Origin of the sequence: Roseiarcus fermentans (genome assembly GCF_003315135.1) — a bacterium.
GTDB lineage: Bacteria > Pseudomonadota > Alphaproteobacteria > Rhizobiales > Beijerinckiaceae > Roseiarcus > Roseiarcus fermentans.
This window is the reverse complement of sequence record NZ_QNRK01000018.1, coordinates 55,513-80,953: the sequence shown is the minus strand read 5'-3', so window position 1 is coordinate 80,953 and position 25,441 is coordinate 55,513. Positions and strand designations below refer to the sequence as shown.

15 protein-coding genes are annotated in these 25,441 nt (G+C 68.4%); 6 read left to right on the top strand and 9 right to left on the bottom strand.

Annotated features, from left to right (window positions below):
* The first annotated feature begins 222 nt into the window (after positions 1 to 222).
* From DFR50_RS31425 to DFR50_RS16675, 3 genes are all read left to right on the top strand, one after another.
* The gene (locus DFR50_RS31425) at positions 223 to 1,758 is read left to right on the top strand and encodes a PLL family lectin (protein ID WP_147262787.1); all 1,536 of its coding nucleotides are present in this window, start codon (positions 223 to 225) and stop codon (positions 1,756 to 1,758) included.
* A gap of 504 nt (positions 1,759 to 2,262) precedes the next feature.
* Positions 2,263 to 2,517: a FitA-like ribbon-helix-helix domain-containing protein gene (locus DFR50_RS16680; protein WP_113890409.1), complete on the top strand. Its 255-nt coding sequence runs from the start codon at positions 2,263 to 2,265 to the stop codon at positions 2,515 to 2,517.
* The gene (locus tag DFR50_RS16675) at positions 2,514 to 2,936 is read left to right on the top strand and encodes a type II toxin-antitoxin system VapC family toxin (protein WP_113890408.1); all 423 of its coding nucleotides are present in this window, start codon (positions 2,514 to 2,516) and stop codon (positions 2,934 to 2,936) included. Before DFR50_RS16680 ends, DFR50_RS16675 begins: the two co-directional genes overlap by 4 nt.
* Positions 2,937 to 3,051: 115 nt before the next feature.
* Here the strand turns inward: DFR50_RS16675 and DFR50_RS16670 are convergent, their stop codons facing one another.
* The 7 genes from DFR50_RS16670 to DFR50_RS16640 all read right to left on the bottom strand — a co-directional run bounded on the left by DFR50_RS16670 (position 3,052) and on the right by DFR50_RS16640 (position 19,324).
* Positions 3,052 to 4,155, bottom strand: coding sequence for a hypothetical protein (locus DFR50_RS16670; RefSeq protein WP_113890407.1), 1,104 nt, complete (start codon positions 4,153 to 4,155; stop codon positions 3,052 to 3,054).
* 353 nt (positions 4,156 to 4,508) lie between these two features.
* Entirely contained in the window at positions 4,509 to 7,655 is a 3,147-nt protein-coding gene (locus DFR50_RS16665; protein WP_113890406.1) for an efflux RND transporter permease subunit, read from the bottom strand.
* Between the two features lie 64 nt (positions 7,656 to 7,719).
* Positions 7,720 to 8,991, bottom strand: a complete 1,272-nt coding sequence (locus DFR50_RS16660; protein ID WP_113890405.1) for an efflux RND transporter periplasmic adaptor subunit — start codon at positions 8,989 to 8,991, stop codon at positions 7,720 to 7,722.
* Positions 8,988 to 9,626, bottom strand: coding sequence for a TetR/AcrR family transcriptional regulator (locus DFR50_RS16655; RefSeq protein WP_170153245.1), 639 nt, complete (start codon positions 9,624 to 9,626; stop codon positions 8,988 to 8,990). Before DFR50_RS16655 ends, DFR50_RS16660 begins: the two co-directional genes overlap by 4 nt.
* A 220-nt stretch (positions 9,627 to 9,846) precedes the next feature.
* Positions 9,847 to 15,786 carry a DUF3320 domain-containing protein gene (locus DFR50_RS16650; RefSeq protein WP_113890403.1) on the bottom strand — a complete coding sequence of 1,980 codons (5,940 nt, stop codon included), beginning with the start codon at positions 15,784 to 15,786 and terminating at the stop codon, positions 9,847 to 9,849.
* Positions 15,787 to 16,084: 298 nt separating this feature from the next.
* A complete protein-coding gene (locus DFR50_RS16645) occupies positions 16,085 to 17,758 on the bottom strand; it encodes an electron transfer flavoprotein-ubiquinone oxidoreductase (protein WP_113890402.1) in 1,674 nt (557 codons plus the stop codon).
* A gap of 615 nt (positions 17,759 to 18,373) precedes the next feature.
* Entirely contained in the window at positions 18,374 to 19,324 is a 951-nt protein-coding gene (locus DFR50_RS16640; protein WP_113890401.1) for a glutathione S-transferase family protein, read from the bottom strand.
* Positions 19,325 to 19,471: 147 nt separating this feature from the next.
* On the opposite strand from DFR50_RS16640, the gene DFR50_RS16635 reads away from it, so the two are divergent.
* From DFR50_RS16635 to lon, 3 genes are all read left to right on the top strand, one after another.
* Complete coding sequence (locus DFR50_RS16635) at positions 19,472 to 20,053, top strand: Uma2 family endonuclease (RefSeq protein WP_113890400.1); 582 nt, start codon at positions 19,472 to 19,474, stop codon at positions 20,051 to 20,053.
* A 129-nt stretch (positions 20,054 to 20,182) separates the two neighbouring features.
* Complete coding sequence (locus DFR50_RS16630) at positions 20,183 to 20,584, top strand: Hsp20/alpha crystallin family protein (RefSeq protein ID WP_113890399.1); 402 nt, start codon at positions 20,183 to 20,185, stop codon at positions 20,582 to 20,584.
* Positions 20,585 to 20,586: 2 nt separating this feature from the next.
* The gene (gene lon, locus DFR50_RS16625) at positions 20,587 to 22,995 is read left to right on the top strand and encodes an endopeptidase La (RefSeq protein ID WP_113890398.1); all 2,409 of its coding nucleotides are present in this window, start codon (positions 20,587 to 20,589) and stop codon (positions 22,993 to 22,995) included.
* A 46-nt stretch (positions 22,996 to 23,041) separates the two neighbouring features.
* Here lon and DFR50_RS16620 read toward each other — a convergent pair whose 3' ends face one another.
* On the bottom strand, positions 23,042 to 24,658 hold the full coding sequence (locus DFR50_RS16620) for an alpha/beta fold hydrolase (RefSeq protein WP_113890397.1): 1,617 nt from the start codon (positions 24,656 to 24,658) through the stop codon (positions 23,042 to 23,044).
* Positions 24,655 to 25,440 carry an ATP-binding cassette domain-containing protein gene (locus DFR50_RS16615; protein ID WP_113890396.1) on the bottom strand — a complete coding sequence of 262 codons (786 nt, stop codon included), beginning with the start codon at positions 25,438 to 25,440 and terminating at the stop codon, positions 24,655 to 24,657. Before DFR50_RS16615 ends, DFR50_RS16620 begins: the two co-directional genes overlap by 4 nt.
* Between the last annotated feature and the right edge of the window lies 1 nt (position 25,441).

Here is a 25,441-nt window from a genome sequence, read left to right as displayed (position 1 = left end):
ATTCCTGGCGTGGTGAATATTCATTCTTACACCCCTTTGGGTGCGCCCTGAATGCGTTATGCAGAACTTGCATTTGTGAGAGACGCTACCGCGACAGAAGTCTCTTGTCAATTCGGTCTAGATGTGTTGAGATGTTCTTCAATACGCAAAGCGTACCGGTTAACTCTGTTACCGCAAGGGAGTATTGATTTTCGACTCCAATAAAAATATCGGGAGGATGCAATGGGCAATTGGAATGTTGACTATTGGCCTTGGGGCGGCGTTAAAATTTGCCTAGACGAACAAGAAACCAAAAATGTCTTCTCTTCTGCTGACGCAGCTACGACTATCACAAGCGCTCTTGGCGCTATCCCTCCACCAGTCTCGATTGCGGCTGCGGTCGTCGGGCTCTATATTGGATTGGAGAAATCTGCTGCTGAGGCGGCCGATCAAGGAGGTGGCGTCTGCTTCGAGCTTCCGTGGGTCGCGATCTATCCCGCTGAGAATCCGCTTCTGGTTATTCCGTCTTCCAATGGCTCACCCTCCCCGCCCTTTCAGGGGAATAAACAGCAGCATGTCAATTACGCAGGGAGTGACGGGAAAGTTCACGAACTTTGGTTCTCCGACACTGGCGGCTGGAGCCACAATATCCTCAGCGACATCGCCCACGGCGGCGCGGACAGTCAAACCTCTCTCCCTGCATCTGGTAGCGCGGTGGACGGATTCGCCACATGGTGGAACAAGCAACAGCATGTCAACTACATCGGCAAAGACGGAAAAGTCCACGAACTTTGGTTCTCGGACAATGGAGGCTGGAGCCACAACGTCCTCAGTGACGCCGCTCCCGGAGCCAATGGCCAAACTTCGCTGCCGGTCGCCGGAAGTCCGTTGGATGGATACACGACGTTGTGGAACAACCAACAGCATGTGAACTACATTGGCAACGACGGGAAAGTCCACGAGCTTTGGTTCTCGGACAACGGGGGTTGGAGCCACAACGTCCTCAGTGACGCCGCTCCCGGAGCCAATGGCCAAATTTCGCTGCCCGTTTCCGGAAGTCCGTTGGACGGTTTCGAAACGCCGTGGAACAAGCAACAGCATGTGAACTACATTGGCAAAGACGGGAAAGTCCACGAGCTTTGGTTCTCGGACAACGGAGGCTGGAGCCACAACGTCCTCAGTGACGCCGCCCACGGAGCCAATGGCGAAACTTCGCTGCCGGTGGCCGGGAGCCCGCTTGATGGTTTTTTCACACCCTGGAACAGCCAACAGCATGTGAACTATATTGGCAAAGACGGGAAAGTTCACGAGCTTTGGTTCTCGGACAATGGAGGCTGGAGCCACAACGTCCTCAGTGACGCCGCTCCTGGAGCCAATGGTCAAACGTCGCTGCCGGTCGCCGGAAGTCCGTTGGATGGTTACGTAACGCCGTGGAACAACCAACAGCATGTAAACTACGTTGGCAGAGACGGGAAAGTTCACGAACTTTGGTTCTCGGACAACGGAGGCTGGAGCCACAACATCCTCAGTGACGCCGCCCCGGGAGCCAATGGCCAAACTTCGGTACCGCTCGCCGGGAGCCCGCTTGATGGTTTTTTCACGCCTTGGAATAACCAACAGCATGTAAACTACATTGGTAGAGACGGGAAAGTTCACGAACTTTGGTTCTCTGACAATGGAGGGTGGAGCCACAACGTCCTCAGTGACGCCGCTCCCGGAGCTGATAGTACCGGGGATCTGCCTGCGCCAATGGGTTACATTGACGGTTACATAACGTAAACGAGGAAACAGCGGCGCAGCCGGCGAGCAGCGTAAGGATGCGCCCTTCCGGAAGTCGGTCGGCGACCTTCTCAGGGGGTCGACACGCTGTCGCTGTTTGCCTCGGAAGGAGCGTCCCTAGCTAGCTAGCTAGCTAGCTAGAGCTTTCCTTTTCGCACCGTGATGGTCGAGGAAGGGCGGCAAAGGCTCGGTTTCGAGGTCGGGCGTACGCTGGACGGCGAGCGCGCCTCACTCCGCCGGATGAAGCTTTACATGACCACACCGAAAAATCCGCCCCGGTTACCCATGCTGAGACCGTCGCGGCGCTCAACCGGAGGGCGCCTGTCACGGGCGCCCGAGCGGCGAGACGCCGCCCCTCCCCGAGGAAGCCTTGTCCGCCCCCTCGCGCACAACCACCTTGACGGTCGCCCGCGAAGCCTGGCCGCGCGGCCGTGTGCCGTCCTCGACATGCGATAGCCTCTCGCACTATTGCTATCAATGCTATCGTTACTGGATATTGCCATCGTGGCCGCCGTCACCATTCGCAACCTCTCCGATGAGACCCATCGCGCCTTGAAGGTCCGTGCGGCGCAGCACAATCGCAGCACGGAGGCGGAAATCCGCGCCATCCTGGAGGCTGCCGTACGGCCGGAGAGCCGAATGCGTCTCGGCGCCGCGCTGGCGGAGATGAGCCGGAAGATCGGGCTCACCAACGCCGATGTCGAAGCCCTGGAGACCGTGCGCGCCGCGGCGCCTGCCGAGCCGCTCCGCTTCGAATGATTCTGCTGGACACCAATATCGTCTCGGAGGCCATGAAGCCCGAGCCGGCCCCGGCGGTCCGCGCATGGCTCGACGCGCAGTCGGCGGAGACGCTTTTTCTGTCCAGCGTCACCGTCGCCGAACTGATGTTCGGCGTCGGCGCGCTTCCCGGGGGCAGGCGCAAGGACAGGCTGGCCGCGGCGCTCGACGGCGTCATGGACCTGTTCGCGGATCGGATCCTGCCGTTCGACACCCGCGCCGCCCGACACTATGCCGAACGCGCCGTCAGGACGCGCGCCGCCGGAAAGGGCTTCCCCACGCCCGACGGTTACATCGCCGCGATCGCCGCCTTGCATGATTTCGCCGTCGCGTCGCGCGACACGAGCGCATTCTCGGCCGCCGGCCTGACGGTCATCGACCCCTGGACGGCTGGCGTTTGAGCATCAGGCGGGGCAGCGGCTCGCCGGCCGGGGTCGGCCGCCCGCCGCGCGCCGGACTCCCGGGCGTCGGGTCCGTCCCGACCGAGAACAAGCGCCAATATCCAAATCCATCGCGTCATTTCGTCTTGAACAGGCGAATAGCGTATGTGGCCACCGCGATGAGATCATCGTCTGGTCCAACCGCAATGACAGAGCCTCCCTCGGGAGAGGATTTGGTGACGCCAGTGACGATCAATCGGCCTCTTGAAACGTCACCCTCCCACAACAATCCCTCCTCTGTACTGCTGAAAAAGATCGGCCCGCTCTCACCTTCAGCGAGGACGGCGTCAAAGTCGAAAACCTGTGACTTTGTCAGGTCGACCGCAAGATTTTCCGCGTCGCTGAGAACCGGCTTGCCGGAAGAGAGGTCGAACAACCACACATTCTTGTCGGTCAAGCCCACCGCACAATTGGCGACCAGGAGGAGGTCGCCAAGCACAGAGATGTTGTTTATGCCTCGCTGGGCTTTGTCGTTATAGCGAACGCGAAAAACCTCGCCGCCATCCGGCACGCTCAACGCCGCGATGTCTCCGTCCTCCGAGCCGGTCAGGATGAGGTTGCGCCAAAACGCCAATCCCCGGACGTTCCGAAGTCCCCAGGGATTGGCCGGAGCAGCCGGCGATTTGTCATCGATGACCTTGGCGAGCTTGAATGCTCCGTCCGGCATTTTAGACCAGTACAAAACGAACCCGTTCTCATGCCCCGTGACAAGGTAGTCTCGACCGGAGACCGTTGCCGCGAGCCCGCTGTTCGCAGTCCCGTACTTCGCATCATACGAAAGCCGCTCGCTGATCTCGAAACTTCGGCCTCGATTGCTGGCGGGATCGGTCTTCCGATGCCAAATGACGATCGAATCCGCCGTGTCCGAGGACGCGATCGTCGAGTCGTCGACAGCCGCGACCATCTCGACGCCGCGTCCGGATGGCAGCGCCATGGCTTCGGTGACAACGGGACCAGATTCATCGGCATGCGGGATCCGGAAGATCGAAATCACGCCATCCCATCGTCCGACGGCGAAATGAGACTTGTCGAGCCACGACATCGTCTGGGCAAAGGCGAGCGTGACGCCTGCAGGCTGAATGGTTTGCGCTGAGCGCGCGTCCGCCAGCATTGTCGAAGAGACGACGGCTATGGCGACGACGGCCCAGCGACGCCACAGCCCGGGTGCAACTCGCATCATGCGTATCCTCCCGTGTCATCGCATTCGAGGTCGGCCTGCGGGGCGCGCCCGCTTTTCGACCTTCCCGCATCACGACGCCGCAAGGCCTCGCACGACGGATCGCCGGCGAGGCGGACGAGGCCGCGTCGCATTTTACACGCGTCGATCGCGCTCCGCCAGGAATTGGAACGGCCGGTCGGGTGGGAACGGCGGTCGGTTACGACCCTTTCGCCGGGCCGTCGGGTGAATTGCGTTCTTTGCGGGAGAGCCGTCGCTCCGGGCGTCGGCGCTGTGCAAACGTCAAATCATGGCGAGCGGGCCCCTGTAACAGCCCGCGCCTCCCGGTCGGGCGTCCGCCGGACGGCGAGCGCGCCTCACTCGGCCGGCGCCATCGCCTCCGTAGCCGGCCTCGGCCTGGACGCGGCCGGCTGGAGCGGCTTCGGCCTTTCGACCGGCGCCTCGTCCTCGCCCGTCCCGACCAGGCGGCTGAACAGGCGCCACGTCAGCCGCCCGACGTCGTCCATCACCGTGAACACCGCGGGGACGAAGATCAGCGACAACAGCGTCGACACGATCAGGCCGCCGATCACCGCGATCGCCATCGGCGAGCGGAAGCCGCCGCCGTCGCCGAGGCCCAGCGCCGAGGGGAACATGCCGGCCGCCATCGCGATCGTGGTCATCACGATCGGCCGCGCCCGCTTGCGGCCGGCCTCGACCAGCGCTTCGAGCCGCGGCGTGCCGCGCCCGATCTCCTCGACCGCGAAGTCGACCAGCATGATCGCGTTCTTGGTGACGATGCCCATCAGCATCAGAATGCCGATCACCACCGGCATCGACATCGCCTTGTGGGTGATGAGCAGCGCCAGAATCGCCCCGCCGATCGACAGCGGCAGCGAGATCAAAATGGTGATCGGCTGCAGGAAGCTGCCGAACAGCAGCACCAGCAGCCCGTAGACCATCATCAGGCCGGCGCCCATCGCGGCGGCGAACGAGGCGAACACCTCGCCCATCACCTCGACGTCCCCGGTCTCCCGGATCTCGACGCCGGGCGGCAGGTTTTTCGCGGTCGGCAGCGCGTGGATCGCCGCGACCGCTTCGCCCAGCGCCGTGTCGCCGCGCAGGTCGCCCTCGATCGTCACCCGGCGCGAGCGGTCGTAGCGGTTGATCGCGGTCGGCCCGTGGCTGATCGACACGTCCGCCACAACCGACAGCGGCGTCGCGCCGCCGCCGGCGGTCGGCACCCGCAGGTCCTGCAACAGCCCCATGCGGGCGCGCGCGGCCTCGTCGAGCTGGACGCGGATCGGGATCAGCCGGTCGCCGGCGTTGAACTTGGCGAGGTTGGCGTCGATGTCGCCGAGCGTGGCGACGCGGACCGTGCCGCTCAGCGCTTCGGTCGAGACGCCGAGGTCGGCCGCGACCTGGCGCTTGGGGGTGATGCGCAGTTCCGGCCGCTCGAGCTCGGCCGTCGACATCGGCGTCTCGATGATCGGGATCGTGCGCATCTCGCTGGCGATCTGGTTCGCCGTGGCGTTGATGACGTCGATGTCCGGGCCGGCCACGATCAGCGAGACGTCGCGCTGGCCGTTGTCCTTGAGGAACCAGTAGCGGATGTCGGGCACGTCGGCGAGGATGGCGCCGATCCGCGTCTGCAGCTCCTTCTGCGTCGCGGCGCGTTCCGACTTGTGCACGAAATTGACGACGAAGGTCGCCTTGCGCGGCTCGGCGCCGCCGCCGAGGATCTGGCCGCCGAAGATCAGGGCCGAGCGGACCTCCGGAATGGCGCGCAGCTTCTCCGAAATCGCGCGCGAGACCCGGTCGGTGTCGTCGAGGCGCGAGCCCGGCGGCAGTTCGACCGCGAGCAGCGCGCGACCGTAGTCGTCGGCGGGAATGAAGCCCGACGGCAGCAGCCGGGTCGACCAGAGCGAGCCGGCGAAGATCAGCGCCCCGATGAACACCGTGATCCAGCGATGGCGGACGGAAGCGCGCACGAGCCGGGTGTAGCCGCGCATCATCGCGCCGTCGCGCTGGACGTGGTCCTTCGGGGCGCGCAGGAAGTAGGCGGCGATGACGGGCGTGACGAAGCGCGCGACCATCAGCGAGAACAACACCGCGATCGCGACCGTCAGGCCGAACTGGCGGAAATACTGCCCGGCGATGCCGCCCATGAAGCTCACCGGCGCGAAGATCGCGGCGATCGACAGCGAGATGGCGATGACGGCGAGGCCGATCTCGTCGGCGGCCTCGACCGAGGCGCGATAGGCGGACTTGCCCATGCGCATGTGGCGCACGATGTTCTCGATCTCGACGATGGCGTCGTCGACGAGGATGCCGGTGACGAGCGTGATCGCCAGCAGGCTGACCAGATTGAGCGAGAAGCCGATCGCGTCCATCGCCCAGAAGGTCGGGATGATCGACAGCGGCAGCGCCAGCGCCGTGACCAGGGTGGCGCGCAGGTCGCGCAGGAACACGAACACCACCACGACCGCGAGCGCGGCGCCCTCGATCAGCGTCTCCATCGTCGAATGGTAGTTGCCGACCTCGCTCACCACCTGCGTGTCGACCTTGCTGAACCGCACCTCCGGATGCGCCGCCTGGATCTTCGCCAGGCGCACCGCCACCCGCTCGTCGACGGTCACGTCGCTCGCGCCCTTGGCGCGGGTGATGCCGAAGGCGACGATCGGCTCGTCGAACAGGCGGCTGAAGGTGCGCGGCTCGGCCGCCCCGTCGACCACGGTTCCGAGTTCGTCGAGACGCACCTTGCGCCCGCCCGGCAGCGCGATCGGCAGCGCGGCGAGGTCGGCGACGCTGCGCGCGCCGGCGAGCGTGCGGATCGCCTGCTCCTGGCCGGACACTTCGCCGCGGCCGCCGCCGAGATCGACGTTGTCGGCGCGCACCTGCTCGTTGACCGCCGCGGCGGTCACGCCGAGCGCCAGCAGCTTTTCCGGATCGAGCGCAACGCGGATCTCGCGGTCGACGCCGCCGAAGCGCGTCACCTCGCCGACGCCGCGGACGCTCTGCAGATCGCGGGCCACCGTGTCGTCGACGAACCACGACAGCTCCTCGACCGACAGGCCGGGCGCGGAGGCCGCATAGGTGACGATCGGCAGCCCCTCGACGTCGACGCGGCTGACGACCGGCTCGTCGATGGTGCGCGGCAGGTCGCCGCGGATCTTGGCGATCTTGTCCTTCACGTCGTTGAGCGCGCGGTCGATGTCGACCGAGCCGACGTTGAACTGCACGACGGTCGCCGACGACCCGTCGGTGACGGTCGAGATGATGTGCCAGACGCCGTTGAGGCTCGAGACCGCGTCCTCGACCTTCTTCGTCACCTGCGACTCGAGTTCGCTCGGCGCCGCGCCCGACTGGGTGATCTCCACCTTGACGATCGGAATGTCGATGTTGGGAAAGCGGGTGATCGGCATCGAGCGGAAGCTGATCAGCCCGAGGATCGTCAGCACCGCGAAGGCGACGATTGCGGGAATCGGCCGTCGGATCGACCAGCCCGAGATACTGAGCGCCATTGCCGTGGCTTCCCTAGTTGACGACGCGCGCGGCGCGCCCGACCGAAGCGATCCGCCCCATGCCTCACTCGCCGGCGGCGGTCGCGACGACCGGCGTCGGCCGGACGCGATCGCCGGGGCGCAGGAAAGCCGCGGCCCTGGCCACCACCGTCTCGCCCTCGGCCAGTCCGTCCTTGATCTCGACCTCGTCGCCCTCGACGATGCCCGGCGTCACCGTCCGCTCCTCGACCCTGCCGTCGCGCACCACGTAGAGCCGGGCGACGTCGCCGTCGCGGCTGAGCGCAGCGGCGGGCGCGCCGACGCCGTCGCGGCGGGCGAGTTCGACCTCGGCGGATGCGAAGGCGCCGATATGGGCGTGGGACACGTCGGACAGCGCGATCCGCACCTTGCCGGTGCGGCTCGCCCGGTCGACCTCCTGGGACACGAGACGCACCCGCCCGCGGACCGGGTCCTTGACGCCGGGAAGGCGAAGGGTGGCCGGCATGCCGCCCGCGAAACGGGTCAGCGACTGCTCGGGCGCGTCGGCCTCGAGGTCGATCGCGCCGTCGTCGATGATGCGAAACAGCGGCTCGCCGGCGCCCGACGCGGTCGCGCCGACCCGCGCCGAGCGGCGGCTGACGAGACCCGCGACCGGGGCCGTCACGTCGGTGCGCCCGATGCGCACCTGAAGCTCCTGCCGTTCGGCGTCGCGCGCCTTGCGGTCGGCCTCGGCGACGCCGAGCGCGTTGCCGGCGGAGGCGAATTGCGCCTGCGCCGTCTTCAGCGCCGTCTCGCGCTGCTCGATGGTCGACACCGACATGACGCCTCCGGCGAGTTTTTGCGCGCGGGCGAAGTCGTCGCCGGTCCACGTCACCTGCGCCCGAGCCTGGTCGATGGCGCTCTTGGCCTGCTCGATCGCAGCGTCCGCGCGCCTGATCGCGGCGTCGTTCTGGGCGAGCAGCGCGTCGAGCTGGGTGCGGTCGAGGCGGGCGAGCACCTGACCGGCCCTGACCCAGTCGCCGTCCTCGGCGTCGACCTCGGTGATCGTCAGGCCGTCGATCCGCGCGGCGACCATCGCCTCTTCGCGGGCCATGAGCGTTCCCGACACGAACAGACGGTCGACGAACTCGCGCCGCACGGCGGGAACGACGGTCACCGCCGGCGGCGGAGGCGGCGCGGGCGGCGCTTCGGCGGCGGCGGCCGCGGCGATCGGCGCCGGACAGGAAGCCGCGCCGACCGGCAGGCCGAGCGCGCGGACTCGTTGCGTCGGGACGGCGCAGGGCTGAAGCGTGACGAAACCCCAGGCCCCGGCGGCGAGGGCGACGAAAACGAGAAGCGGGCCAAAGCGCCGGGTCATTGCGAACCATCCTCTCCGCCAGGGGCGATCGCCCCTGCGAACAAAGCATTCAGGACGCCGTAGGCCATGGCGGCCTCGGCGGATCGGTCGAACTCGGGCTCGGTCGCCATGCGCTTGAAGAGACCGCCGACGAAGGTGAGGAAGAACCGGGCGGCGAAGCGCGGGCCGAGGGCGGGCGCGGCGACGCCCGTCGCCTTGGCGGCCTCGAACAGCCGTTCGAGCTTGCCCAGAACGGCGACGTCGAGCGCCCGCGTCATTTCCGCCACGCGCGGGTTGCGCCCGGCCTCCGCCCAGATCTCGACGATCATGCGCACCTTTTCGCGCGGCTTGCCGAGCACTTGGTCGCGCAAGGCCTCGTAGGCCGCCTTGCGCAGGTCGCACCCTTGCGCGAGCAGCGTGGCGAACGAATCCCCGGCCCCCTCCTGGTCGAGGGCGCACAAAGCCTCGACGATCGCCTCCTTGGAAGGAAAGTAGCGGTAGAGGTTGCCGGCGCTCATCGCCGCTTCCTCGGCGACATGGCTCATGGTGGCGGCGTGGAAGCCGTGGCGGACGAAGGCGCGCTCGGCCGCCTCGATGATCCGCTCGCGGCGGTTGTCCTCGGCGGGGCGGCGGCCTGGGAAGGGGACTGGCGACATATCGGTCCGATGAGAATGAATATTCATTCTCATTAATGCCCAGAATGCGGCGAGAGTGCGACGGGACGCGGCACGCGGGGTCGCCCGTTGACTTCCGCCGGCGACCGCAACCTGGGCCGGCGCGCTGCCGCCGGCGCCGGCGGATCGGTAGAGGCCGACTGCGAGCGCGGATCGTCGGGCGCCGGGCGCCGGGCGCTGCTCCGCCGGGTCGCGGGGGCGCTCAGGCCAGGTCTCGGCTCCCGGCCGCGCGGGCCGCTGCAATGGCGCGCTGGAAGCGTTCCCGGGTGGGCGACTTGAGCCGCCCGAGCTGAAGGGATTCCTGCATCGCCCGGATCACGGTTTCGTCGTCGTCGCCCGTTTCCGCGCATGTCCCGGCGAGGCTCGCGAGCTCCGCCAGCGGAATCTGGTGGTGCCGACGCGGGCCCGCGCCTCGCCATGGCCATGGCCGATTCGCGTCGGCGCCGGCCGGCCAGATCAGGTCCTGGCCGTCGTCCAGGGTCAGCGGAAACCGGCCGACGCCGAGGGCGGATTGGATGGTTTCCCGAATCGCGCCTCTGGCCCGCTGAAAGCCGTGGGCGCGCGAGACGCGGTCGACGAGCTGGTCGAAATAGATCGGCCCCTCGATCGCCACGACATGATCGACCATCTTGCGCAGGACGGGGCGGTAGCCGGCGTCGTAGAAGCGGGCTTGATCGGGAACCGCCGCGTCCGCGGGATCGGCTTCGCGATAGCGCGCGACGGCGGTTCGGGCGGGCGCTGTCGGAACGGGCGCGGTACTCGGGATGACGCCGGCGTAGACGGGATCCGGCGGGCGCTCCCAGGGCGCGGCGGGCGGCTCGGCGAAGGCCTTCTCCTCGGCATCGCCTGCTTCGAAAGGAAGGGGCTCGTCGGGCGGCGGGGGCGTTTCGACGGATGGCGATTCGACCGGCCCGGAGACGTGTTCGGCCGTTTCCTCCCGGACCGATGACGCCGCCCTCGCGCGGTCCTGCGCGAGGATGGCGGCGAGGCGTTGGTGGACCTTTTCCAGCGCCGCGCCGGAATCGAGCCACCACTCGGTCGACCAGATTCGAAGGATCCGCCAACCGAGCGTCTCGAGCGCGGCCTGACGCAGCTTGTCGCGGTCGCGCGCGGTCGCCGAGCGGTGAAACTGGGCCCCGTCGGCCTCCACCCCCGCGAGATAGACGCCGGCCTTGTCGGGATGGACGATTCCGAAATCGACGCGAAAGTTGGAGACGCCGACCTGGGGATGGACGACCCAGCCCTTGTCCTCGAGGGCCCGCTTCACGGCGTCCTCGAAAGGCGACTCGGCGGCGCGGCCGGTCGGCGCGAAGGCTTCGGCGATCGCCCGCGGACCATTCTTGGCGAATTCGAGGAAGTGCTTGAAGTCGACGATGCCGCGGGCGATCGACCGGCCGAGATCGATCTGCTCGGGGTTCATGCTCGAGAAGACGATCATCTCGCGCCGCGCCCGGGTGATCGCGACGTTGAGCCGGCGATGGCCGCCGTCGCCGTTGAGCGACGAGATTTGCGCCGTGACGCGCCCGGTGGCGTCGGCCCCCACCGCGCAGGAGAAGACGATCACTTCGCGCTCGTCGCCCTGCACGTTTTCGAGGTTCTTGACGAACACCGGCTCGGGCGTTTCCAGCTTCTGCCAGAAGCGGTCGAGGGACGGATCGGCGGCGCGCTCCTGGTCGAGAAGGTCCTCGATCAGCTTCTGCTGCTCGGCGTTGAACGTGACGACGCCGATCGAATCGCGCGACGACCGGAGGCGGCTCACGACCTCGGCGACGACCGCCATCGCCTCGGGCCGGTTGACGCGGCCTTTTCCGCGCTCGTAAAGCCCGTCGCTGACGGGCATGAAGCGGAGCGCCGTGTCCTTCGTGACCGGCGACGGAAACGTCACCAGTTCGCCGCGATAATAGCGGGCGTTGGAGAAGGCGATCAGGCTCTCGTGCCGGCTCCGGTAGTGCCAGGTCAGCCGGACACGCGGCAAATTGCAGGCGACGCACTCGTCGAGGATCGACTGCTGGCTCTGCAGGACAGCGTCGTCGTCGTCATCGGCGTCGCCGCGCTGACCGACGTTGGTCGGCGGCAGTTGTTCCGGGTCGCCGACCACGATGACCTGGCGGCCGCGCGCCATGGCGCCGATCGCGTCCCAGACGGCGACCTGGGAAGCCTCGTCGAAGATGACCACGTCGAAGGGCCTGGAGTCCGGCGGCAGATAGTGCGCGATCGACAACGGGCTCATCATCACGCAGGGAGTGAGGCGGGTCAGGACGTTCGGGATCTTGCCGAACAGCTGGCGCAGCGGCAGATGCCGGGCCCTCTTGGCCGCCTCGCGCGCCAGGGTTCCCCATTCGGGATCGGCGCCGAAGCTCGTCATCCCCGGGACCGCGCCGCCGATTCGGGCGAGGACGATCTGCCTGGACAGCGCGGCGACGCGCGCGTCGGCGGCGCAGAAGGCCTCGATGGCGGCCTCGTGATGCTCGGCGAGGAACGAGGAAAGCGTTTCGTCGCCATTGACGATCTCGTCGGCGGTCCACTTCGCATATGCATATTCGAACGCGGGCAGGATCTGCGCGCCGGCGAGGACGCCGGCTTCGATCGCAGCGACCAGGGGCTCGACGCCGTGGCGTCTGGAGTCGGCGGCGGCGGCTCGCCAGCGGGTCCATTGCGGCGCCTTGACGAGATGGGTCGTCCAACGGTCGAGCGTCTCCAGCAGGCGTTCGAAGCCGCCGGGTTCGAACGCGAGAAGCCGATCCGGCGCGGAGAGGTTCGCGGAAAGGCTCAGCGCGGCGGCGGCCGCCTGCGTCGCATCGAGACGGTCGCGAAGCGCGGCGAGCGCGCGGCCGGCGTCGCCGTCCGGGCTGACGAAGCCGGCGTAGTCGGTGAGGAGAAGGACCGTCTGCTCCCGGATCGGGCCCGCGTTTTCGAGGCGGGCGCCGAGCGCCGCGATCGCCGTGTCCATCTGGCCGGCCCAGGCGACCACGGCTTCGGTCGCGGCGGGATCGGCGCCGACCGTGTCGAACAGCCGCTCGAAGCCGGCGAAGGCGGGCCGCAGTCGTTCGGCGTCGGCGAGCAGGTCGACGAGGTCCTGGAGGAGGACGAGGTCGCGCCCGATCTCCTGCGCGACCGGCTCCGGGCAACACGGTTGCAGGGCGAGGCGAACCTTTCGCTGCCGACCGCTGCGCAGCATGAAGTTGGACGCGCAGGCGTCGCGCCAGGCGCTCTGCAGCGCCGGGAGGTCCAGTCGCGATACGGCCTTCAGATCGTATCGCGCGCCGAGTTCGGCCGTCTTGTCGCCGACGCGGCGCGCCAACGCAGCGCGCGCCCTGAGGGCTTTGACCCGCTCTGCGGCGCCGGGCCCGAGCAGGAGGACGCCGTCGATCGCCTCGGGCCGGCCGAGGCGTTCGCCGAACCGCGCGAGATGCGGGATGTCCGCAGGATCGATGAAGCCGGGCGGAAAGCCGACGGCGCCGGCGAAGGCGTCCGCCATGCGCAGGAGGTCGGCGATCGCCGCCTTCAGCACGCCCGCGAGGCGCTGGAATTCCTGGGCCCAGGCGGGCGTCCAACGGGTTTGCTCGATACCTCGGAGGGGGTGGTGAACCGGGTCGCCGATTGCGGCGAGCGCGGTCCTGAGGGCGCTGCAGGCCTCGCGCATGGCGGCGAGGTCCTCCGGCGCATGGGCGGTTCCAGCCGGCCAGGAGAAGCCGACGTCGGGAAGCGCGCCACGGTCGGCCACGACCCGCCCGAACGCTTCGTAAGCGGTCATTCCGTTCGGGCGCCGCCGGTGAAGCGCCGAGACGAGCCGGTTGAGTTCGTCGCGCCGGCTCTTGAGATCGGCGGCCGCCGCCGCCCAGTCCTGTTCGGTCGCGGTCTCGCGATGGCGCCAAGCCCTGGCGAGTTGTTCGACGACGACTGATTTCTGCGCCTTGGCGGAATGGACCTCCAGGCAATAATCGCCGAGGCCGGCGTCTTCCATCCGGCGGCGGACGACCTCGAGGGCCGCGGTCTTCTGCGACACGAAGAGAACGGTCCGACCATGGGCGAGGCAGTTCGTGATCATGTTCACGATCGTCTGGCTCTTGCCGGTGCCGGGCGGGCCGAACAGCACGAAATCCCTGCGCCGCTGCGCCGCGACGATGGCGGAAACCTGAGAGGAATCGGCCGAGAGCGGCGCAAACAGGTCGGCGGGGTCGACAGCCTGGTCGAGCGTCGAGGGATCGACGAAGTCCGCATCCCCGGCGCCGTAGGAATGGGTCGGGGTGTCGATCAGGTGCCTGACGACCGGGTTCTGCTTCAGCTGATCGGTCCGATCGACCAGGTCTTTCCAGAGCAGGTGCTTGGCGAACGACAGAGTGGTCAGCGTCACCTGCTCGGCGACCTCGAAGCCCTGGACGGTCTTGACGTGCTCGCGCACGACCTTCCAGATCCTCGCAATGTCGACGCCCGAGCCGTTGGTCGGCAGGTCGTCGTCGAGCTCCGGGATCGGGAGCTGGAAATCCCGGCGGAGCATCTGCAGAAGCGTCGGATTGAAGCGGATGTCGTCTTCCTGAAGGGCGAGGCGGAAGCCCGAGCGGACGCTCTTTCGCTCGAGCTGCACGGGGACGAGGAGGAGCGGCGCGCGATAGGGGCCGACGCCGTCCCTGGGCTGCCATCTGAGGAAGCCGACGCAGAGGAAGAGCACGTTGGCGCCGCCCTCTTCGAAGGCGAGGCGAGCGGTCCGGAACAGATCGGTCAGACGGGCGCCGGTCTCCTTTTCCGGCGCCTGCGTGTGGAGCTCGTTCCGGGCCAGCGCCTCGGCGAGATAAGCGCGGCGGCCGTCTTCATTCTGGCGTTCGAAGAGCAGGGCGGGGTCGCGCCCGTCGCTCCCGTCGAGGACGGTCGCGCGCCCGAAGATCTTCATGCGGGCGCCGGCGGAGAGCTGGTCCAGAAGACGGGCGGCGTCCGGGCATTCGATCGCGAGCGACTTGCCGTCCTTGAGATTGAGCAGACGGTTGCGAAGGGTGAGGTCGAGGAGGCTGTTCTTCCAGCTTTCGAGGCGCGTGAGGGCGCGCTCCTGCTTCGGCGGATGGATCGGCTGGTCCTCTTCGAAGACCGGCGCGGCGTCGAGGTCCTGGTGGACGGCGGCGTCGACTCCCGGTTCGAGGGCGCCCGACGCGGCTCCGCCGAGATCGAGGGGACGGATCTGCGCCTTGCGGCTCCTGCGCACGTCGATCGCGAATTCCAGCGCCTTGGGCGCGTCCTCGGCGAGATGCTTCGCGCCGGCGTCGGCGGCCTGCCTGAAACGGGCCGGATGGTCGCCGGTCAGCATCGTCGTTTCGACAAACAGCATGTCCTGCAGCTGGACGCGCTTGCGCAGCGTTTGCGCGTCGTCGACCACCGGACTCGAATAATCCTCGTCGATCAGCCAGAGGCCCGCGAACGCGTGTCCCTCGATCAGGACGACGAGCGGGTTGAGGCCGGCCTGTTCGAGGCACGAAGCGTAGAGGAGCGCCAGATCGAGGCAGGCGCCGACCCGGTGGGAAAGGATGTCCGCCGGCGGGCGAACCATCTGGCCCTGGCGCTCGAAACCTTTGGGCGGCAGAACGTAGGCGATGGCGTGGGCGACGAGCGCGGCCCAGACGGCCTCGGCGAGTTCCCAGGCGCGCGCCTTCTTTCCGGCCGCATACCCGTCGATCGCCGGGTTGCGGCCGGCCCTGGAGAGCTTGTCGGCGGCCTCGCGAAGAATGACGTCGATGCTGGGGTCGGTCGGCCGGACGAAGGCGGCGAGGAGTTCCGGCGCCGCGGCGGAGCCGCCCCAGTGCGCCGGCGGGAGAAGGTTGACCTCGATCCTGCGCTCGGCGAGCGGCTGGCCGGAGGCGTCGACCCGAACCAGAAGCTCCGCCCGGCGGGACGCCGTCAGACCCGACAGGAAGCCCTGGTCGAGCTTGAGATCGAGGGCCTTCAGGTGGTGGACATCGTTGTCGGCGATGCGGTCGATCCGCCAGACTCCAGGGGTGATGAAGGAGGGCTCGGAAGAGAGGTGGACCGAGACGTCCCGGAGGGCGGCGCCGGAGGCGTTGAGGACGGAGAGATCACGGACGATCGGAATCGCATTCTGATAGAATGCGAGATTGATGTTCTCGGCGGCCGTGCAACCGACCTGCACATTGTCCACGGATCGCCCCCAATTCCATTTTCGGCGTCAGCTCAATACCCGAGGTTTAGGAGCGGGGCCGAGAAAAGCAATGCGGTTGCGCGGCGCGCCATGCCGCGCCGCCCGTCGCTCGGCCCGGGTCCGAGGGCCGACGCTCGCTGCCAGCGACGCGCGCGCTCCCGGCGCGCATGGCCTGCGCCGCCGATTGCCGACCGTGCGCGCGTCGCTGGGCGCCCATTGCGCGGAGCGGCGGCGGGGAAGCGGCGGCGAAGCCGGCCTGCCCGTCCGCGACCGGCCCCGCTCGCGAGGCGCCTCCGCCTCACATGCCCGAATAATTCGGTCCGCCGCCGCCCTCGGGCGCGACCCAGACGATGTTCTGGGTCGGATCCTTGATGTCGCAGGTCTTGCAGTGGACGCAGTTCTGCGCGTTGATCACCAGGCGGTCGGCGCCGGAATCGTCGGGCGTGAACTCGTAGACGCCCGCCGGGCAATAGCGCTCCTCGAGACCGGCGTAGCGGGCGAAATTGACCGTGATCGGCGTCGCCGGGTCCTTCAGCCGGAGATGCGCCGGCTGATCCTCCTCGTGGGCGACGTTGGCGACGTACACCGAACCCAGCCGGTCGAAGGTCAGCTTGCCGTCCGGTTTCGGATAGTCGATCGGCGCGCATTCCGACGCCGGCTCGAGGTGCAGGTGGTCGGGCTTCGACGTGTGCACCGTCCAGGGCGGCGAGGACACGCGCACCTTCGGCAGAAGCCAGTGCTCGACCCCGGCCATCACCTTGCCGACGCGCGGACCCTTCTTGAACCACGGCTTGAAATTGCGGGCCTGCTGCAGCTCCTGATACATCCAGCTCGCGCGGAAGCGTTCCGGATAGGCGGCGAGTTCGTCGCCGCTGCGGCCGGCGGCGAGCGCTTCCGCCAGCGCTTCGGCGCACAGCATTCCGCTCTTGATCGCCGTATGGCTGCCCTTGATCCGCGCCGAATTCATGAATCCGGCCTCGCAGCCGATCAGCGCCCCGCCGGGAAAGACCAGCTTCGGCAGCGCCTGGGGGCCGCCGTTGTTGATTGCGCGCGCGCCGTAGGCGAGCCGCCTGCCGCCTTCGAGGCGCGGCCGGATCGAGGGATGCGTCTTCCATCGCTGCATCTCCTCGAACGGGTGGACCCACGGATTCTTGTAGTCGAGGCCGATGACGAAGCCGAGCGTCACCAGGTTCTCGTCGAGATGGTAGAAGAAGCCGCCGCCGAAAACTCCCTCCTGCATCGGCCAGCCGGCGGTGTGGACGACGCGGCCGGGCTTCGCCTTGTCGGCCGGCACTTCCCACAGCTCCTTGATTCCCAGCGCATAGCTCTGCGGGTCGCGGCCCTCGGCGAGCTGGAAGCGTTCGCCGAGCTGCCGGCCGAGGTGCCCGCGCGCGCCCTCGGCGAACACAGTGTAGCGGCCGATCAGCTCCACGCCGAGCGCGAACGTGTGTTTCGGCTCGCCGTTTCGGCCGAGTCCGACATGGCCCGTCGCCACCCCGCGCACGGCGCCGTCCTCTGCGTACAGGATCTCGACGGCGGCGAAGCCGGAATAGATCTCGACGCCGAGCGCCTCCGCCTGCTCGGCGAGCCATTTCACCACGTAGCCGAGCCTGACGATGCAGCAGCCGTGATTCTGGAAATTGCGGGCGACGAGGAAATCGGGAATGCGCCGCGCCCCGCGCGCGGTCAGGATGAGGAGGTCGTCGCCGGTCACCGGCTGGTTGAGCGGCGCGCCGCGCTCCTTCGCGTCCGGCAAGAGCTCGGTCAGCGCCCTCGGGTCGAGGACCCCGCCCGACAGGGTGTGGGCGCCGGGCTCCGAGCCCTTTTCCAGCACGACGACGGAAATGGCCGGATCGAGCTGCTTCAGCCGGATCGCCGCGGCGAGCCCGGCGGGGCCAGCCCCGACGATCACGACGTCGTATTCCATCGCCTCGCGCGGCCCGTATTGCTCGAGAAGGTGCTGTGGCGTCATGGCGTCCGCTCCCTCGGCTGCGGCCGGCGAAAGTGCGGCCGCCTTTGTTCCGGCTCTCTGTCGTCTCGGCGCCGGCGCCTCCCCGAAACCCGTTCCGTCGGCCGGAGTTCGCGGAAGCCGACGATCAAGAGCAGGCGTCCTCCTCCGCGGCCCTCGGGCGGCAAGCCGGACGAGCGCCGATCGGTGGGAAAGCGCCCCTTCGCAGGCGAGGCAGGCGGCGGTCGCACGACGCCGACGCCGCTCGCGATGGCGAGCGCAGCGGGAATCGGCTCGAGGGGCGAAAGCAGAGGAGCGGCGGGCGTGTCGTCCGGCCGCCCGACCCGGGTCGCGCAGTCTTCACGGCGTCGACCATCCGCCCGCCGCCAGACACCGGAACGACCTTGTCGGCGAAGCGCGACACGCCGTCATCCTCCCTCGCAGGTCCGGGATCAGGGACGCCGCCGAAACCCGGCGGGACCACAACCGGCCCCCTTATGACATTGTCTTGGCTGACATTTACCAAGCGGCAGCGCAATTTGCAAGAGCCGGACCCGCGGACCGGCATGATCCACAAGTCGAATTCCGGCGCCGTCGCCGCGGCGTCGCCTCACGCGGCCTTTCCGGTCGAAAACAGCCCTACAACGCCATCTCCGGCCCGAGCGGGACGATGCCGGTCGGATTGATGCCGCGGTGGCTCTCGTAATAATGATGCTTGATGTGGAAAAAATCGACCGTCTCGGCCACCCCCGGCCAGCGGTAGAGTTCGCGCAGATAGCGGCTGAGCGCCGGATAGTCGCGGATTTGTTTCAGGTTGCACTTGAAATGGCCGAAATAGACCGGGTCGAAGCGGACGAGCGTTGTGAACAGGCGCCAGTCGGCTTCGGTCAGGCGATCGCCGGCGAGGAATTGCCGCACCGTCAGCCGTGCGTCGAGCCAGTCGAGCGTCTCGAACAGGGCGCGGAAGGCCTCCTCGTAGGCGTCCTGCGAGGTGGCGAAGCCGGCGCGATACACGCCGTTGTTGACGGTCGCGTAGATGCGGTCGTTGAGGGCGTCGATCTCGCCGCGCAGGTCCTCGGGGTAATAGTCGCCCTCCGCAGCGCCGACGGCGTCGAAGGCGGAGTTGAACATGCGGATGATCTCGGACGATTCGTTGCTGACGATGGTGTTCGTGTCCCGGTCCCACAGCACGGGGACGGTGACGCGGCCGGTGAAGTCGGGACGCGCCTTCCGGTAGAAATCGGCCAGGGTGTCGAAGCCGAACAGCGGATCGGCGATCACGCCGGGCCCGGGATCGAAGGTCCAGCCGCGCCCGGCCATCAACCAGTTCACCACCGAAAGCGAGATCATGCTCTCGAGCCCCTTGAGCTTGCGGACAATCAGCGCGCGGTGCGCCCAGGGGCAGGCGAGCGACACGATCAGGTGATAGCGACCGGCCGCGGCGTGGAAGCCGCCGCTTCCCGAAGGCCCCGGCGAACCGTCGGCGGTGACCCAGTTGCGGAACGGGGACACGGGCCGAACGAAATGGCCGGAGGCGTCGCGGGGGAAATCCTCGTCGGCGCGCCATTCGCCATTCACCATAACGCCCATCGCCGCGTAGCCTCCGTCATGAGGGACCTCGCTCGGGTATAGCACGGGCGGTCGGGACGCGGGAAACGGGCGCCGCCGGGCGCGGATCGACGGCCTGGTCCCGCGGTCGTCGCGTCCGACCCCGATTGTGATACACTCCGAGCCGCTATGACCGTCGCCTTGCGCAAGCCCATGACGCTCGCCGAATTCCTAACGTGGGAGGAACGGCAGCCGCTGCGCTGGGAGTTCGACGGCGTCGGACCCGTCGCCATGACCGGCGGAACCGTCGGGCACGCGAACATCCAGGCCAACCTCGCCGCGGCGCTCGGCTCGCGGCTTCGCGGCCATCCGTGCCGCTTCTACGGCAGCGCCCTCAAGATCCAGGTTGCGGACGGCCATATCCGCTATCCCGACGGCATGGTCGTGTGCACGACGGTCGAGCGCCGGGCGACCGTCGTTCACGAACCTGTCATCGTCTTCGAGGTTTTGAGCCCGAGCACGGCGGCGAAGGACCGGATCGTCAAGGCGCGCGAATATCAGGCGACGGCGTCGATCCGGCGCTACGTCATGCTGGAGCAGGACGACGTCGGCGCGACCGTCTACGCGCGCGCCGGCGACGGCTGGACGCACGACATTTTGACCGCGGACTCGGCGCTGGCGCTGCCCGAGATCGGCGTCGAGCTGCCGCTCGCGGAGCTCTACGAGGGGATCGCGTTCGACGACGAGCCGGCCTCCGACGCGCCGGCTTGACGTCCGCATCCTGCCTCGAGGGGCCGGGCGCGGCGCATTCGTCGCGCCGGGGATGAACTTCCGCCGCGAATGCGATAACACTCGGGGCCGTTGCGCGCCGTCGCCCGGCGCCGAGCCGCCGAGGAGCCCATGGAAGACCAGTTTCCACGGCAATGGATGTGGTCGGAAGCGTTCGCGATGCTGGACCGCGCCGAGCGGATGCACCGGCAGTTCGTCCGGCCGGCCGGCGCGCGGCCGGTCGGCTGGGAGCCGCCGGTGGATGTGCTCGAGACCGAGCGGATGACGCTGGTGCTCGTCGCCCTTCCCGGCGTCGACCCGAGCGAGGTCCTGGCCCGAATCGAAGGCGACGAACTGGTGGTCTCCGGGTCGCGCGCCTACCCGCCGGAGATGCGGACCGCGGTCATCCACCGTCTCGAACTGCCGCAGGGCCGGTTCGAGCGGCGGGTGCGCCTGCCGCCCGGGCGCTACGCCGCCATCGAGCGGTCGTCGGCGCACGGCTGCCTGATGATCGCGCTGACCAAGGAGGCATGAGCATGGCCGAGGGCGAGACGTCGATCCACGACGCGGGCGCCGCCGGGAGCGCCGCCGAGTCGCCGCCCCTGCCGCCGGAGGGGCTGATCATCGTGCCGGTGCGCGGCATGGTGCTGTTCCCCGGCGTCGCCCTGCCGATCGCCCTCGGCCGGCCGCGCTCGATTCTCGCCGCCCAGCGCGCGGTGCGCGAGCAAAGGCCGATCGGCGTCGTCATGCAGCGCAACGCCGAGGCGGCGGAGCCGATTCCCGCCGACATGCACCGCATGGGGACGATCGCCAACATCGTCCGCTACATCACCGCGCCGGACGGCTCGCATCACCTCGTCTGCCAGGGCGAGCAGCGGTTCCGCGTCGCCGACTGGCTCAGCGGCTGGCCGTTCTTCGTCGCCGACACGGTCCGGATCCCCGAGCCGGCGGCGACGTCGAACGAGATCGAGGCCCGCTTCGTTCACCTCAAGGGCCAGGCGCTCGAGGCCCTGCAGCTTCTGCCCCAGGCGCCGGAGGAACTGATCGCCACCATCCGGGGCGTCGAGCAGCCCGGCGCGCTCGCCGACATGGTCGCGACCTTCATGGACGCGACGCCGGACGAGAAGCAGGAGATCCTGGAGACGATCGACATCGCCCCCCGGCTCGATCGCGTCTCGCGCCTCATCGCCCACCGAATCGAGGTCCTGCGCCTGTCGCAGGAGATCGGGCGGGAAACCCGGGCCTCGATCGATTCGCGCAACCGCGAGGCGCTGTTGCGCGAGCAGATGGCGGCGATCCAGCGCCAGCTCGGCGAGGGCGACGAGGGCAAGGCCGCCGAAATGGCCGAAATCGAGCGGGCGATCGTCGGCGCGCGGATGCCCAAGGAGGTCGAGGATCAGGCGCGCAAGGAGCTTCGCCGCCTGCAGCGCATGCCGGAAGCCGCCGGCGAGTACGGCATGATCCGCACCTATCTCGACTGGCTGGTCGAGCTGCCCTGGGCGCTGCCCGAGGAGAAGCCGATCGACATCGCCGAGGCGCGTCGAATCCTCGACGCCGACCATTACGGCCTCGACAAGATCAAGCGCCGGATCATCGAATATCTCGCGGTGCGCAAGCTCGCGCCGAACGGCAAGGCGCCGATCCTGTGTTTCGCCGGGCCGCCAGGCGTCGGCAAGACCTCGCTCGGCCAGTCGATCGCGCGCGCCATGGGGCGAAAGTTCGTCCGCGTCAGCCTCGGCGGCGTGCACGACGAGGCGGAGATCCGCGGCCACCGGCGCACTTACATCGGCGCCCTGCCGGGAAACATCATCCAGTCGATCCGCAAGGCCGGCTCGCGCGACTGCGTGATGATGCTGGACGAGATCGACAAGGTCAGCGCCAGCATCCAGGGCGATCCGAGCGCGGCGCTGCTCGAGGTGCTCGACCCCGAGCAGAACAACACCTTTCGCGACAACTACCTCGGCGTGCCGTTCGACCTGTCGCGGGTGGTGTTCATCACGACGGCGAACATGCTCGACACCATCCCCGGGCCCCTGCGCGACCGGATGGAGGTCATCAGCCTGCCGGGCTACACGGCAAACGAGAAATTCCAGATCGCGCGGCGCTACCTCGTTCCGCGCCAGATGGAGGCGAACGGGCTGAAGGCCGATCAGGCGTCGATCGACGACGCGGCGCTCGCCGCAATCATCGAGCGCTACACCCGCGAGGCCGGGGTCCGCAACCTCGAGCGCGAGATCGGCCGCGCGCTGCGGCGGGCCGCGACCCGGATCGCCGAAGGCGAGCCGGGCCCGATCGCGATCGGCGAAGCCGATCTCGGCGCGATCCTCGGCCCGCCGATCTTCGAGGACGAGGTGGCGATGCGCACCAGCGTCCCGGGCGTCGCGACCGGGCTCGCCTGGACGCCGGTCGGCGGCGACATCCTGTTCATCGAGGCGACCGTGACGCCCGGCGGCGGCCGGCTCATTCTGACCGGCCAGCTCGGCGACGTGATGAAGGAAAGCGCGCAGGCGGCGCTGAGCATCGTCAAGAACCGCGCCGCAGCTTATGGGATCGATCCAGCCCGGTTCGAGAAGTCCGATATTCACGTTCACGTGCCGGCCGGCGCGACGCCGAAGGACGGACCGAGCGCCGGCGTCGCCATGTTCATGGCGCTGGTGTCGCTGCTGACCGAGCGCACGATCCGCTCCGACACCGCGATGACCGGCGAGATTTCGCTGCGCGGCCTCGTTCTTCCAGTCGGCGGGATCAAGGAGAAGGTCGTCGCCGCGCACCGGGCGGGCATCACGCGCGTCATGCTGCCGGCGCGCAACCGCAAGGACTTCGAGGACATCCCCGAGGAGGTCCGCCAGGCGCTGGCCTTCGTCTGGCTGGAACGGGTCGACCAGGCGGTCGAGGCGGCGCTGGAGCCCGCGAAGGCCGCGTCCGTCGCAGCGCCGGCCGCCTGAAGACGCGCAGGTCTCGCAGGCAGAGCCAGATCGGCCGACGACGCCGTCAGCGTGTCCGGCGCCCGTTCCCCGGAGGCGGAAAGGCGGTCTCGGCCCAGAAAGGCGGCGCGCCGCGAACGACGTCGCGGATCGTGCGCACTTCGACCCGGCTTTCGCCGGGAGCGCCGACCACGGCCGCAATCGCGAAGGCCGTCATTCGGTCCTGCATCACGGCGATGTTTCGCGCGCCCCACTCGCCTTCGCCGTGAGGTCCGCGCACGCCCTGAAGGGCGCGCAGGCCGTTCGCGCGCCGGTAACATTCGAGCGTTCCTTCGAGGCTCTCTGAAAAGTCCCAGAGGCCACGGCCGATGAACAACGCCGTCCATTTGGGTATGCTGCCGAGAATCTCGCCGGAGGGAAACATCTGGACATTGAATTCGAGTCGCCGCGCCGCCTCCACCAGCGATTCGTCCGGCGATCGATACCCGAGGCCCGCCGCGAAGGGCGCGAGCACCATTGCGGCCTTGATATTGTAACCCAGCGGGCCGTGTCGGCGCGGGTTCGGGCGATCGAAATCGCAGGCGCCGACGAAGTTCTTGTACATCGCCCAGCAAACCGCCATGCCGCCCTGCGAGGGGCCGACGAGAACGACGGGCATGTCATGTGCGGCGACGCCGCCGAGCAAGCGGCCGGCGGCCCTGTCACCTTCGAGGAGCGCGCCCTCGGGGGTCAGGACGCGGGCGCCGGCTCCCGTCTCCAGCGCGTCCAGGGCGCGAAACAGGTCCTCGCCCTGCTCGCCGCAGTTGCTGTCGTTCGCCCCGCCGGACAGGCCGTGGCCCCGCTTGTCCAGGGTCAGGACATCGAAGCCTGCGTCGACAAAGGCGAGGATGTAGCTGCGCCAGGGCCGCGCGCCGCCCGATTCGCTCAGACCGTCAGAGGCCGGGTAGCTTCGCTGCAGCCACGCCCCGACCTCGGGACTCCACCCGCAGGCGAGATCGTCCGGGTGATGAATGCCCGTCGTCTCGACGTTGCGGCCGCTGACCAGGATCGCAAGCGCGCGGCGGCGGCCGCCATTCGGGTCCGGGACGCCCTCGCCGCGCACGTGCCAGCCACGCAGTTTGATTGGCGTGACGAGGCCCAGCCGCATCGTTTCGAGCGGTTCGCGAGGCGCCGTCACCTCGACCACGCTCGTGCGCGAGTCGAGCCTGGCGATGTCTTCGCGCCACGGCGCCGCCGCGAAGAAGGCGGGTCGGCGGACGGCGGAAAGATCAATCTCGCTGTGCGGATCGATCCGCCCGCGCGGATCGAGAGCCCCCGTGCCGCGAAACTGGTGCGGGATCTCGAGGTTGCGCACGGAGGCCAGAATCCGCGCCCGGGTCGCCGGGTCTTGGCGCGCCTCGATCCAGCGCGCCTTGATCGCCGCGTCGGAAAACGCCTCGACAAAGAAGTCTCCGCGGTAGCCGTCGGGCGGAAATTGCGCCATCGGCGTGAACGGGACGAGCGCCTCGCCCCCTCCCTCGGCGGGGGCGAGAAAAGCGGGAAAGCGCGCGTTCTGGTCCCAGCCGATCTCGACAAAGCCATCGGGCTCGGGCGCGTCGGGGGAAACAAACGGTCCGCTTTCCGGAAACGGGAAGAGGCGCACCCGGCGCATGCCTTCCGCCCAGCTCGAGGCCTCGTCGGTCATGCGTCGTCCTCCAGGTCGGGGCGCGGTTCGCTGCCGTCGCCGCCCGCCATCAGGTCGAGCACTTCCTCGCGGGTCTTCTCGCCGCGCCGGAAACTCGCCGCCACCGCGCCCTGGTTGAGCACCACGAAGTCGTCGCCGATCGCCATCGCGTGGCGCGCATTGTGGGTGATGAAGACGATGCCGATGCCGCGGGTCCGCGCCGCTTTCACGAGGCTCAGGACCTTCGCCGCCTCCTTGACGCCGAGCGCCGAGGTCGGCTCGTCGAGAATGAGCACCCGCGCGCCGAAGTACATCGCGCGGGCGATGCTGAGCGCCTGCCTCTCGCCTCCAGACAGCGTGCCGACGAGTTGCTCGCCGTCCGTCACGCGGGTGAGGCCGAACTCGCGGATCGCGGCGAGCGCGGCGACCGCCGCGGCCGAGGAATCGAACAAGCGGAACGGGCCCCAGCCCCTGGTCGGCTCCGCGCCGAGAAAGAAGTTCCGGGTGACGCTCATGAGCGGGATCGCGCCCACGTCCTGATGGACGGTCGCGACGCCCTTGGCGCGCGCCTCCCTCGGACTCGAAAAGCGCGTCTCCACGCCGTCCACGAGCATCGCGCCGGCGCTCGGCGGGTGAACGCCCGACAGTATCTTGATCAGCGTCGATTTGCCCGCGCCGTTGTCGCCGAGAAGGCAAAGGACAGCCCCCGGCCGAACGGAAATCGTGACGTTGCGCAGCGCCTGGGTTCCCGCGAAGATCTTGGAGACGCCGATCAATTGCAGGATGGGGTCGGATTGCGTCATC